General features: G+C 40.3%; 10 protein-coding genes. 6 read left to right on the top strand and 4 right to left on the bottom strand.

Going from position 1 to position 12,238, the window contains the following annotated elements; translation table 11 throughout:
* Positions 1–51 precede the first annotated feature (51 nt).
* On the top strand, positions 52–1,134 hold the full coding sequence (locus DC498_RS04855; RefSeq protein WP_116873019.1) for a TolB family protein: 1,083 nt from the start codon (positions 52–54) through the stop codon (positions 1,132–1,134).
* A 97-nt stretch (positions 1,135–1,231) separates the two neighbouring features.
* On the opposite strand, the gene DC498_RS04850 is transcribed toward DC498_RS04855, so the two are convergent.
* On the bottom strand, positions 1,232–3,901 hold the full coding sequence (locus tag DC498_RS04850; protein ID WP_116873018.1) for a glycoside hydrolase family 3 protein: 2,670 nt from the start codon (positions 3,899–3,901) through the stop codon (positions 1,232–1,234).
* A gap of 126 nt (positions 3,902–4,027) precedes the next feature.
* On the opposite strand from DC498_RS04850, the gene DC498_RS04845 reads away from it, so the two are divergent.
* The 5 genes from DC498_RS04845 to DC498_RS04825 all read left to right on the top strand — a co-directional run bounded on the left by DC498_RS04845 (position 4,028) and on the right by DC498_RS04825 (position 9,959).
* Positions 4,028–6,121, top strand: a complete 2,094-nt coding sequence (locus tag DC498_RS04845) for a ComEC/Rec2 family competence protein (protein ID WP_116873017.1) — start codon at positions 4,028–4,030, stop codon at positions 6,119–6,121.
* Between the two features lie 46 nt (positions 6,122–6,167).
* Positions 6,168–7,718 carry a bifunctional phosphoribosylaminoimidazolecarboxamide formyltransferase/IMP cyclohydrolase gene (purH, locus tag DC498_RS04840; protein WP_116873016.1) on the top strand — a complete coding sequence of 517 codons (1,551 nt, stop codon included), beginning with the start codon at positions 6,168–6,170 and terminating at the stop codon, positions 7,716–7,718.
* A gap of 89 nt (positions 7,719–7,807) precedes the next feature.
* On the top strand, positions 7,808–8,776 hold the full coding sequence (locus DC498_RS04835; protein WP_116873015.1) for a DMT family transporter: 969 nt from the start codon (positions 7,808–7,810) through the stop codon (positions 8,774–8,776).
* Positions 8,777–8,878: 102 nt separating this feature from the next.
* Positions 8,879–9,391, top strand: a complete 513-nt coding sequence (locus DC498_RS04830) for a hypothetical protein (protein WP_116873014.1) — start codon at positions 8,879–8,881, stop codon at positions 9,389–9,391.
* Positions 9,392–9,542: 151 nt separating this feature from the next.
* Entirely contained in the window at positions 9,543–9,959 is a 417-nt protein-coding gene (locus DC498_RS04825) for a polyketide cyclase (RefSeq protein ID WP_133176766.1), read from the top strand.
* Between the two features lie 16 nt (positions 9,960–9,975).
* Here the strand turns inward: DC498_RS04825 and DC498_RS04820 are convergent, their stop codons facing one another.
* The 3 genes from DC498_RS04820 to arfB are packed head-to-tail and all read right to left on the bottom strand — an operon-like array spanning position 9,976 to position 12,217.
* Complete coding sequence (locus tag DC498_RS04820; protein ID WP_116873012.1) at positions 9,976–11,016, bottom strand: cytochrome-c peroxidase; 1,041 nt, start codon at positions 11,014–11,016, stop codon at positions 9,976–9,978.
* Positions 11,016–11,777 carry an MbnP family protein gene (locus DC498_RS04815; protein WP_133176765.1) on the bottom strand — a complete coding sequence of 254 codons (762 nt, stop codon included), beginning with the start codon at positions 11,775–11,777 and terminating at the stop codon, positions 11,016–11,018. Before DC498_RS04815 ends, DC498_RS04820 begins: the two co-directional genes overlap by 1 nt.
* Before the next feature lie 29 nt (positions 11,778–11,806).
* Positions 11,807–12,217, bottom strand: coding sequence for an alternative ribosome rescue aminoacyl-tRNA hydrolase ArfB (gene arfB, locus DC498_RS04810; protein WP_116873010.1), 411 nt, complete (start codon positions 12,215–12,217; stop codon positions 11,807–11,809).
* Between the last annotated feature and the right edge of the window lie 21 nt (positions 12,218–12,238).

Genomic DNA, 12,238 nt, shown 5'->3' with positions numbered 1-12,238 from the left:
GTTTCTATACTTCTTTTTATTATTATAAATTGCAAATACAAATTAGTACAAATGAAAAGAGACATTGCTTTGTGTATTACTGCTATATTTTCAACTTTTTTTCCTGTTTTCAGTAATGCTCAAACCAGCGATACCTTGCATTATCCTGATGAAGTACATTTTAAAAATATTCAGCAGCTAACTTTTGGAGGAGACAATGCCGAAGCCTATTGGAGTTATGACGGCAAATCAATCGTCTTTCAAAAAACAAGCGCAAAAGACGGTATTCCTTGTGACCAGATATTTGTAGGAAAAGTTCCCCAATATGCAGGTGAAAAATTTGAGTACAAATTGATAAGTACCGGCAAGGGCAGAACAACATGTCCCTTTTTTACCAAAGATGGCAAATATATTATTTACGCTTCAACACATTTGAGCACAGATAGCTGCCCGCCTGTACCTGACAGAAAGAAATATGGCAACAAATATATCTGGCCATTATATGATAGCTATGATATTTTTATGGCTGACCTTAATGGAAAGATCGTTAAACAATTAACCAATGCCAAAGGCTATGACGCCGAAGCAACTTTATCGCCTGATGGCAACAGCATGATTTATACAAGCGATAAAGATGGTGATATTGATCTGTATATCATGAACCTGAAAACCGGTAAAGAAAAAAGGGTGACCAATACCCTGGGGTATGATGGAGGAGCATGGTTCAGTCCTGATGGAAAAAAAATTATCTGGAGAGCATCACGGCCAAAAACAGAAGAAGACATTAAAGAATACAAAGATCTGCTGGCAGAAAACCTGGTTGCGCCAACAAAAATGGAAGTTTGGGTAGCCAATGCTGACGGTAGCAATGCAAGGCAGGTAACACATTACGGGCAGGCTAATTGGGCGCCGGCCTTTATGCCGGATAATAAACGAATTATTTTTGCATCAAATCATGAATATAAAAGAGGTTTCCCATTTAACCTGTATACCATAAATGAAGATGGTAGCAACCTTCAGAAGATCAGCCGGGACAGAGGTTTTGATGCATTCCCTATGTTTTCTCCTGACGGGAAAAAAATAATTTTCTGCAGCAACAGAAATAATGGCGGCACAAGAGATACCAATATATTTATAGCGGATTGGGTAGAATAGAAAGTTATATATTTATGGGGAGAGTGCAAAATGAACTGACGTTAAATATTTGCAGCCTGCTTTCTACACTCTTCGTCTTCTACCTATCCCGTTCTCCTTACTTTACTTCTAACACCTCTTTCAATCTTATATCTCTCGACGATGTGCCAATCATAATTGTAAACGTCCCGGGCTCCACAACTTTTTTCATTTCGGCGTTCAGCATGCTCAGCATTTCCGGGGTAATGGTAAATGAAATTTGTTTGCTTTGACCTGCTCTGAGTGATATGCGCTGAAAACCTTTTAATTCCATAACAGGCCTTGCTACAGATGCAAGCTTATCTGTAATATACAATTGCACCACTTCATCGCCGGTCAGTTTGCCTGTATTCTTTATTGTACATGTTATAGTAGTGGTTTCATCAGCAGCGATAACGTTTTTTACAAACTCAGGATTACTGTATTCAAAAGTTGTATAGCTTAAACCATACCCAAAAGGAAATAAAGGTTGCCCGCTGAGATTATAATAATCATCTCCACGCCCTGTCGGTTTATGATTATATACCAGTGGTAACTGCGCTTCGTGTATTGGAAATGTAACGGGTAATCTTCCTGCAGGGTTATAATCGCCAAATAATATATCCGCAACGGCATAGCCACCTTCTTCGCCCGGATACCAAACATCTATCACACCTTTAATCTTACCCAGCCAGTTATTCATCGTAATTGCGCTGCCGCCCACTAATACCACTATAACGGGTTTACCGGTTGCGGCGGCGCGTTGTATCATTTCTTCCTGGTAGCCGGGCAGGGATAGCATAGCCCTGTCCTGAAACTCACCCTCATGTATACCCGCAACAATCACTGCGGCATCTGCTTTTTTAATAGTTGCCAGCGCCTGTTGCATTTTCTTTTCTTTATCTTTCTTTACAGCAACATCCCAGATAAGATTGATATGCGCATTGCCGACAGCTTCAAAAAATTCGATACGTATATTATATGCCCTGTCTTTCACAAAAGCATAATTAACCAGTAATGTGCTATATGTTCTTTTTATCCAGTTGTCTACCACAAGTTGATCATTAATATAAAGCCTGAAACCATCATTACCATCTAAGCCTATTTTATATGTGCCTGTTGCCGGTGCTGTTAATATACCTGTCCACCGGACGGAATAGAAGTGTTGTTCTATTTTTTCGTCGGGCGTGAATAATGTCCAGCCGAAATTAACCTGCTCATCAATTCTTGTAAATGCCGGGACGCCCTGAAAGTGTATATTATTGAAATATTCTCCTTTCAAACCAGGAATATTTTTCCCATTTTCATTATGAAGGAGATTAGCTGCATCTATAATATTCCAGTCTTTGGGTTGCACCCTACAACCTTCAGCATATAATACAGATGCTGTTTTACAGATACTGCTTCTAATGCCGTCAAGTATAGACACTTTACCATTACCAGGTCCGCTATAGCCGCCAAGCCTTGCTGCTACAGCATCTTCGCCTATTACAGCGATGGTTTTAATATTTTTGGAAAGAGGCAGGATGTTGTGCTCATTCTTTAGCAATACTATTGAAGACTGTGCCGCTTTGCGGGCAATGGCTTTATGATCTGATAAGGGCTTTGCTGCTGCCTGTTCATCAATATAGGGATGCTCAAATAAGCCAAGTTCAAATTTTGCACGAAGCACCCGCGATACCGCATCATCAATTCGCTTTATATCAATAGTGCCATCAAGAAAATGCGGAATGAATAACTTGTAATGATCGTAAGCGGTTTGAAAAATTACATCCAGTCCGCCGGTTATTGCCTGTCGGGCAGATTCAGGATAATCTTTTGCGGTATTGTGCAATACTACTGTTCCTCCTGTGGCGCCTGCATCTGAAATCACAAATCCTTTAAAGCCCCATTCTTTTTTCAATTTTTTATTCAGCAGCCAATCACTGGCACTTGCGGCTATACCATCAATGGAATTATAGGCAGTCATTATAGAGCGGGAGCCTCCGCGTTCAATGCAGGCTTTAAAAGGCGGGAGATAAATTTCTTCCAGCAATCTTTCATTAAAGTGAACAGGATAACTGTCTCTTCCTCCATCACCCACATTTGCCAAAAAATGTTTGGGCGTGGTGATGATGCCTTTTTCTTCAAATGCTTTTACAAATGCCACCCCCATTTCGCTGCTTAAAAATGGGTCTTCGCCATAGGTTTCTTCTGTTCTGCCCCAGCGCACATCGCCGGCAATATTTACCACCGGTGTAAGTATCTGCCTGATACCACGCAGTTTTGTCTCAATGGCAATAGCGTTGGCTACTTCACGCATCAGCGATGTATCGAAAGTAGCGGCAAGTGCAATGGCTTGCGGAAATGCAGTAGCACCATCTCTTACCAATCCATGTAAAGCTTCATCAAAGGCAATGATGGGAATACCTAATCTTGATTGCTCAACAAAATATTTTTGAATGCTGTTTATCTTTTTGGCAAGCGCAAAAGCATTTTCAGAGGCATTATATTTCAGCAACTGTTGTGCCGCGTCGCCATCCTTTGAGCCGGCACTAACCTGGAAACCAAATATGCCATGCTTGTATTGCCCTGCCGGAACGCCATCCAGATCTCCGGGTATCATAAATAGCTGCCAGAATTTTTCTTCTATAGTCATGCGCTGCAGCAGGTCTGCCACTCTTTGTTCCACAGGTAGTGACGGATTTTTGTAAGGAAGATTTTGTTGGGCATGGATAGTTACAAAAGCCAGGGAAAATGAAACAATAAAAGTAAAAATTCTCTTGTGCATATGCTGGTTGAGATATTAGGTGTATGAGAGCCGCTAAGGTAGTTAATATGCTTCATAGAGGTTAATGCACCCGCCTTCATCCTCTATCTCAAACTTCAAATCTCAAATTTTCCGTACCTTTTCCCTATGTTGCTAACCGTTGCTCCTGTTTGGAAGGAAGCGCCATTTATACGCCTGCTCATTCCGCTGATGACCGGAATAATTTTCCAATGGTATTACCCGGTATGGGTTGCTACATTAATCATTGCGGGTTTAACCTGTTGTATATTCTTTTTTCTTTTCAGTTTTTCCAAAGGCTATTTTTTATTCAGGCACAAATGGTTGCTGGGTATATTACTGATGAGCATGTTCTTTTTTGCAGGCACACTGATTGTTCATTTTAAAAACATTACCAACCAGCACAAATGGTTTGGCAGCGTATATCACAATAAAGCCGTGATAATAGCTGTATTGAACGAACCGCTTGTTGAGAAAAACAAATCTTATAAATCTGTTGCCGCTGTAATTGCTGTGGATAATGGAAAAAAGATTACAAAAACAGAAGGGAATATCATTCTTTATTTCAAAAAAGATCCCTTGGCAGTATCAGGGTTACAGTATGGCTCAGCCATCGTACTTAATAAACCATTGCAGCCAATAACCAATTCCGGTAATCCCGGCGCTTTTGATTACAAACGTTATTGCCTTTTCCAGGATATTACACACCAGGTATTTTTAAGCGAAAATGATTATACAATAGCGGAAGGAAATTTTCAACCTGTATACAAACAATGGTTGCAAAATTCCAAAAGCAGGTTATTGCAGATACTCAAAAAGTATATTACCGGAGAAAGAGAAGCAGGTGTTGCAGAGGCTTTATTAATTGGTTACAGAGATGACCTGGATCGCGATCTTGTACAATCCTATTCCAATACAGGCGTAATACATGTTATTGCCATTTCGGGTATGCACCTGGCAATGATATACGGGCTGCTTATTATCATTTTAAAACCATTCAGCAAAAGCAGGAAAACAAGACTGCTTCGCGGTATAATTATATTAAGTGTATTATGGTTGTTTACATTATTGTCAGGCGCCGGGCCATCCATTTTAAGAAGTGCGGTAATGTTTTCTTTTATAGTGATTGGGGAAAGTTTATCAAAGCAGGTTTCTATCTATCACACATTATCTGCTTCGGCATTCTTTCTTTTATGCTATAATCCGTTTTTTGTTTGGGATGTGGGTTTCCAGCTATCGTATACTGCGGTGCTAAGCATTGTAATTTTTTCAGGACCTGTAAGCAACTGGTTTTATTTTAAGAATAAATGGGCAGAAAATGTGTGGAAGCTAATGGCAGTTACCATATCCGCGCAAATACTCACTACGCCGTTAAGCATTTATCATTTTCACCAGGTACCTAATCTTTTCCTGTTAAGCAATCTCGTAATCGTGCCTTTGTCGGGTATTGTATTATATGCAGAGATACTGCTTTGTATTATATCATTCATTAAACCAGTTGCTGAGCTTACAGGGAAGCTTATTGCAATATTGATACAATGGATGAACGGTTTTATCAATTGGGTAGATGATATTCCTTTTTCGGTGAGCAATAACATTTCTATGTCTATCATACAAGCGTGCTTGCTATATGCTTTTATCATCTTTGTTTCATTGTGGTTAATGCATAAAAGAAATGCGATGGTAAAATATGCTGTTGCGGTGTTGCTGATTTTTAGTTGCCGCATTTCGTTGAAAAATATTTACCAGCAACAAAAGCATACCCTGATCGTATACAATACCCCCGGGTATAGCGCAACAGATTGCATCAGCGGAAAGCGGTATTATTTTACAGGCGATGATACATGCAGGAAAGAAGGGTTCTTTAGAAATTTCCATTTAAACCCTTCCCGTATTTTATACAACGTTAAACAAGCAGATGCCCTGCCGGGATTATGGAGCTCCCCTCCGTTTATCTTCTTTAAAAACAAGACCATTGTTTTGCTGGACAGTACGGTTAAAATCAGCCCTGTTCCCGGTGCTATACATGTGGATATTGTTATTGTTTCTCAAAATATAAAATACCCTGTAAGCCTTATCAGCCAGGCATTTCGGGGCAATCAATATGTTTTTGACGGGTCAAACAGCACGTGGAAAATACGGCAATGGAAAAATGAATGTGATAGTTTACATTTGCGGCGCCATTCCGTTCAGGATGATGGCGCGTTTGTACTTGATTTTTAACCTCAGCATCCGGCAGGTAAAATCCTGCGGATTACCGTAATAATATATGCAAAAGAAAATTGGCGCTGCACTCATCTCCGTTTTTTATAAAGATGGATTAGAACCTGTTGTAAAAGAGCTTAATCGTTTAGGTATCGTAATATATTCCACCGGCGGCACACAAAAATTTATTGAAGATCTGAATATTCCCTGTGTGCCGGTTGAAAGTCTTACCAGCTATCCTTCTATTTTGGGCGGCAGGGTGAAAACGCTTCACCCTGCTGTGTTTGGTGGTATTTTAGGCAGAAGAGATGTAGATCAGGATATTGCAGAAATGAAGGAGTACAAAATACCTGCTATTGACCTTGTTATTGTAGACCTGTACCCGTTTGAAGAAACATTGGCGCAGGCTACTTCTCCATCATTTGCCGGCAAACCTGAAGAAGCGGAAAAAATGGTCATCGAAAAAATCGATATCGGCGGGCCTTCCATGATAAGAGCGGCCGCAAAAAATCATAAAGATTTACTGGTTGTAGCGGCAAAGGACGATTATGCAGCGCTGGTTAATCTTCTTCAAACACAAAATGGCGAAACCACTTTAGAGCAGAGGCGTGCATTTGCAGCCAAAGCGTTTGAAGTAGTAATGCATTATGATATTGCCATCAGTAATTATTTTAATCCTGGCAAAGTTGCTCCCCTGCAGTTATCTGCTACAAAACAAGTGCTCAGGTATGGCGAAAACCCGCACCAGGAGGGTATATTTTATGGCGACCTGCAGCAGGTGTTTGATAAGCTACACGGTAAAGAGCTCTCTTATAATAATCTTGTGGATGTTGATGCGGCGGTACAGTTGATCACAGAGTTTTCGGCAGATGACAAAGATGCTGTTTTCGCCATCATTAAGCACACCAATGTATGTGGTGTTGCCGCGCGAAGCACCCTGAAAGAAGCCTGGGACGCGGCTTTGGCCGGAGATCCCGAAAGCGCATTTGGCGGCGTGCTGGTATGCAATAAAAAAGTAGATAAGGCAACAGCTGAAGCCATCAACGAGATTTTCTTTGAAGTACTGATCGCTGACGGATATAATGATGATGCGCTGGCCATACTGCAAACAAAAAAGAACAGGATATTATTAACCCTCAAGCAAAAACCAACTGCTACCCGTCAATCCAAAACTGTTTTGAATGGTGTTTTATCGCAGGAAAATGATAAAGGCAATTTTGCCGAATGGAAGGAAGTTGGCGGCAGGGAAACTTCTGCTGCTGAAAAAGATGACCTGAGCTTCGCCAATATTGTTTGCAAGCATCTTAAATCGAACGCGATAGCACTGGTAAAGAACAGGCAGTTGGCAGGTAAGGGTTGTGGACAAACCAGTCGTATTGATTCGCTGCGCCAGGCTATTGATAAAGCAAAACAATTTAAGTTTGATCTTAACGGTGCTGTATTAGCTTCAGATGCGTTTTTCCCTTTTAATGACTGTGTGCAGATAGCGCACCAGGCTGGTATAGCTGCTTTTATACAACCCGGAGGTTCTATACGCGATAAAGATTCTATTGACTATTGCGTTGAAAACAAGCTGGCAATGATAATAACAGGGTTAAGACATTTTAAGCATTAGGAGGTTTGTAGTTTATGGTTAATAGTTTAGGGCTGATATATCAACCATAAACTACAAACTACAAACCATAAATTACAAACAGTAACTCCATGAAAAATTATATCTACGATATTTACGACAAGGCAAGAGCGATCATTCAACCTGTTTATCTTCGTAATCAAAGCGACAGAACAAAAGCTATATTGGCCGTAGGTATTGTATGCTTTTTCTGGGGAACAACATGGCTCGCTTCAAAAAAAGGGGTTCAGCATATGCCCGCTTTGCAACTTGCAGGCTTCAGGCAACTATTTGCAGGAATACTTTATCTCATCTTCTTTTTTATTAAAGGCTTCCGGCTTCCCACCAAAGAGCAGTTTATTCAATTTTTATGGATGAGCTTGCTGATGATCGTTATTAATAACGGGCTCAGCACCTGGTCTATGAAATATATGCCGAGCGGGCTGGGCTCGGTAATAGGCGCCGCTTCACCCATATGGATTGCAATAATCAGCAGCTTTGTATTTAAAGAAACGAAGTTAAATGTAACTACAATCTCAGGGTTATTGCTTGGCGTAACAGGTATACTCATCATCTTTTCAGATTATATCCACGATCTTTTCAACTCTTCTTTTTCGCTGGGGGTGTTGCTGAATGTGGTAGCATCTATTACCTGGGCTTTCGGTACAATCTTTACGGTAAGAAACGCAAAGAATGTTAACCCCTATTTCAGCCTGGGCTGGCAAATGTTTATTGGTGGAATTGTATTACTCGCTGTTTCATTTTTTACAGGGCAATTCGCTTCTCCCGCACATATTGATATTACTGCCTGGGGAGCTATAGCCTACCTTGTTATCATTGGCTCAATCATAACCTATTCTGCATTTATATATGCCCTTAAAAGGTTACCTGCCGCCCAGGTATCTATATATGCGTATGTGAATCCTATTGTGGCGGTAATAGTAGGCGCTATATTAAATGATGAAAAGCTCACGTTTATAATAACCGCAGGGACCCTTGTTACAATAGCGGGTATTTATTTGGTAAATACCGGGTTTAAAAAGGAAAAGATCACACGTTGATAAATTGTAGCGAACTTTATTCTTTCACTGTCAGCTATCAACAAACATGTGAGCGACTGACAGCCTATGGCTGATTGCTGATAGTCCAAAACAAAGCCTGATATGAAAATCCTATACAGTTCATTAATTTCTTTATGCAGTATATGGCAGGCAGATGCCCAGGAAAAATGGAAGTTTCATAGCGCCGGTATGCATTACGGCATCAGCAGTATTGCAAAAGATATTAAGTCAACCGGTTTTGTTTTTTCATGGGAAGCTGTTGCCCGTAAAAACAAACATTTGATTGGCGCAGCATATGAAACGGCAACGAATATGCGGATTGCAGGAAATAAATATGCTGTTGACCAGGTAAACCTGCTGTACGGCAGAACGTTTGCCCACGCACCTAAGTTTGCGTTAAATGGATTTGTTGGAACAGGTTTTTACAGGCAGTCTTTTAAAGCAATCAATACAGATGATGCATATCAATCTGAAACTGCTGTTGGTTTAAACATAAAGTTATCTGCTCAATATTCCATATTCAAGCGGTTATACGTAACCGTAAGCCCAAGTATTACATTCAATTTTTCAAGCACCTATTTTTCATTGCCGGGAGGGCTTTGCTATAAATTCTGACAAGATCCAATCGCTTAACATAAACTTAATATTGGATACATTACAATGATTATCAGTACATTATAATACAGCATTCTATTTCCTGAAAAAAATGTTAATTGTGTGATGGATTGTTTCCTATACCTTTCCTGTATCATTAATCCACACGTTTATGTACATAGCACATACTATGTTGACGACTGCAAGTCCTGAAAAGATATGGAAAATCTGGACTGATGTAAATAACTGGAAAAAGTGGGATGTAGGATTGCGTGGAGCCAGGATTAAAGATTCCTTCAAAAAAAATGTTCATGGTGTGATTATACCTGAACGTGGCCCAAAAGCAGGTTTTAAAGTTGCTGCCTGTGATCCTAATTTTTCTTACACCGTAATCGCAAAATTTCCATTTGCTGCATTTCATATTCATCGTTATTTGGGCTATGATAACAGCAAAACAACTTTTACACACGAAGTTTGGGCTGAGGGACCATTAGCCTGGGTTTGGTGGAACGTGTTTGGAAAAAGAATAAGTAAAATGATGCCAACAACCATGAGCAATATAAAAGCGCTTGCGGAAACTGATATATAAACCAGGTATTATTTCTTCATTCCCCGATGGCAAACCGGGTATTATTAATCAACGTAGAGTCTGTAAGTGTTTGCAGAAAAGACAGCAGGTCTAACTTTTCATAGTCTGTTATGGGAATTTTATTGGCAACCAGCGGATCGGTAGTCGCGCTGCTTATAACGCTGTTGCGGTAATGATCTATAACCGCACCAACAGAATAAAACCGTCCATCATGCCCATAGGGGAATGTAGCAAATATATTTCTCAGGCTTGGCACTTTAAATTTTAAAGAATCCGCCGGATCGCCTGTTATCCGCATTCTGCCATAATCTTTTAAAACATCATCTACCGGAAGCCCGGTATTGCGGAAAGAGTCATCAGTAAACAATGGTTCAGTATGGCATGAAGCGCATTTTGCCTGGAAAATTTTATAGCCGCTTTCTTCTGCAATGGTAAATGTTGCCTGCCCTTTTTTTACACGATCGTATTTGGAATCTGATGAAACGATCATGGCGACAAATTGTGCCAGCGCCTTAAGCATGCGTTGCGAGTTGATTTCTTCGTCGCCAAAAGCAGCTTTGAACATTTGCCTGTAACCGGCATCGGCTTTAAGTTTGGTAATAATATTATCAATGGTTTCAGCCATTTCATTGGCAGCTTCTATTGGCGCCAGCGGCTGCACCTCTATGTGATTTATGCCGCCATCCCAATGCAATGTTTTCATCCATGCCACATTGAATAAACCGGGAGCATTGCGCGTAGTAAACTGGTTGTCAAAACCGTGGCTCAGCGGATGATCAAGCGTAGCAAACGCCGCAAACTGCTGATGGCAGGATGCACAGGGGAAGTTGCCGTCTTTTGAAAGCCGCCCATCATAAAATAATCTCTTACCTAACTGAAAACCCTGTTCCGTAAGCTGGTTGTTTTCAAATGTATATACCGGTTGCGGAAAGCCATCGGGTATGATAAATGCGATCGGAGTAAGTGCGTTATTTCCTCCATCCTGCTTTTTGCAGCTTTCAACCACACATAAGCCGGCAAACAGCACACCCGCAATATATAAAATTGATTTTTTCATTATTCACCCGCAATTTCCGCTATACTGAACATAACTGCATAATTATCCGCATATTGCCTGGCAAGCTCTCCGGGACTATGCACAAAAGCATTATCGCTTATTTTTAAGCTATGTACACCGCTGAACCATCTATTGATATCTGCATATACAATAATGCCGGTAGTGCGGTTACTGTTTAATTTTACCTGTTGCGTTGCAAGCGTAATACTTCTGATGCTGTTATTCGCCCCTGAAAACCCGCCAACATGATAAGTAAATTCGTGGCCGGGCATGCCAGAAAATGATGAAGTCCCTTCCAGCTTTGCCATTACATAACCGCTGTTCCATGTCCAGAACATTCCTTTTCCCGGATCAAGATCACCAGATTGCACCCCGCTTACATTATCTATACTATCAACGCCGATTTGAAAAGAAAAGCTATTGAATATACTATCTGTGGTAGTAACAGTAAATGATAAAGTATTGTTCAGCGAGGCATCGATAAGGCGATACTTTGTTTCACCGGTTACTGCCAGTATAGTATTATTATTTTTTAATGATGGATGTGCTGCATAAAAACGCAAAGCGGTTATCGAATAATCTTCCCCAAAACTATTATGATATGTTTCACCTAGAACCAAAGCCTGGCTGTTAATCACAGGCTGAAAAGTGATTTTTACAGTATACTGTTGTGTTGTGCCTGCATTACCAGCAAGCTCTTTCTGGCAGGCAAAAAGCAGCAATCCACAACTGAGTATACAGTATAGAAAAACAGTCTTCATATTAGTAGTTACATTCCATGCAGGCAGCTTCAGTCCGTATGAATATTTACTTTCTTTCTTCTATCCTTTACCTGCGATTTTAATTTCTTTTGCTCAATTCTTTTTTCCTTAGATGCTTTAGAGGGTGTGCTGGCTATGCGTTTACGTGGCTTTATTAAGGATTGATTGATCAGTTCGTTTATCTTTTTTATCACAAGTTGCTTGTTACTTAGTTGCGTACGTGCTGCCTGTGATTTTACCAGTAAATATCCTTCTGCTGTTATCCTGTTATTTAATTTTTGAAGAACTGTTTCCCTTTGCGTTTCACTTAATATTTTGGAATCAGCTATATGAAAATATCCTTCCACCATTGTTTCTACCTTGTTCACATTCTGCCCGCCTTTGCCACTGCTTCTTGCGGTTTTAAAAATGATTTCCTTCTGTATATCTATCTTGCCCATACTACAATTATTCCCCTTTTG

This window comes from Terrimonas sp. (genome assembly GCF_003075435.1).
Classification (GTDB): Bacteria; Bacteroidota; Bacteroidia; order Chitinophagales; family Chitinophagaceae; genus Agriterribacter.
This window is presented reverse-complemented; position numbering and strand designations above follow the sequence as displayed.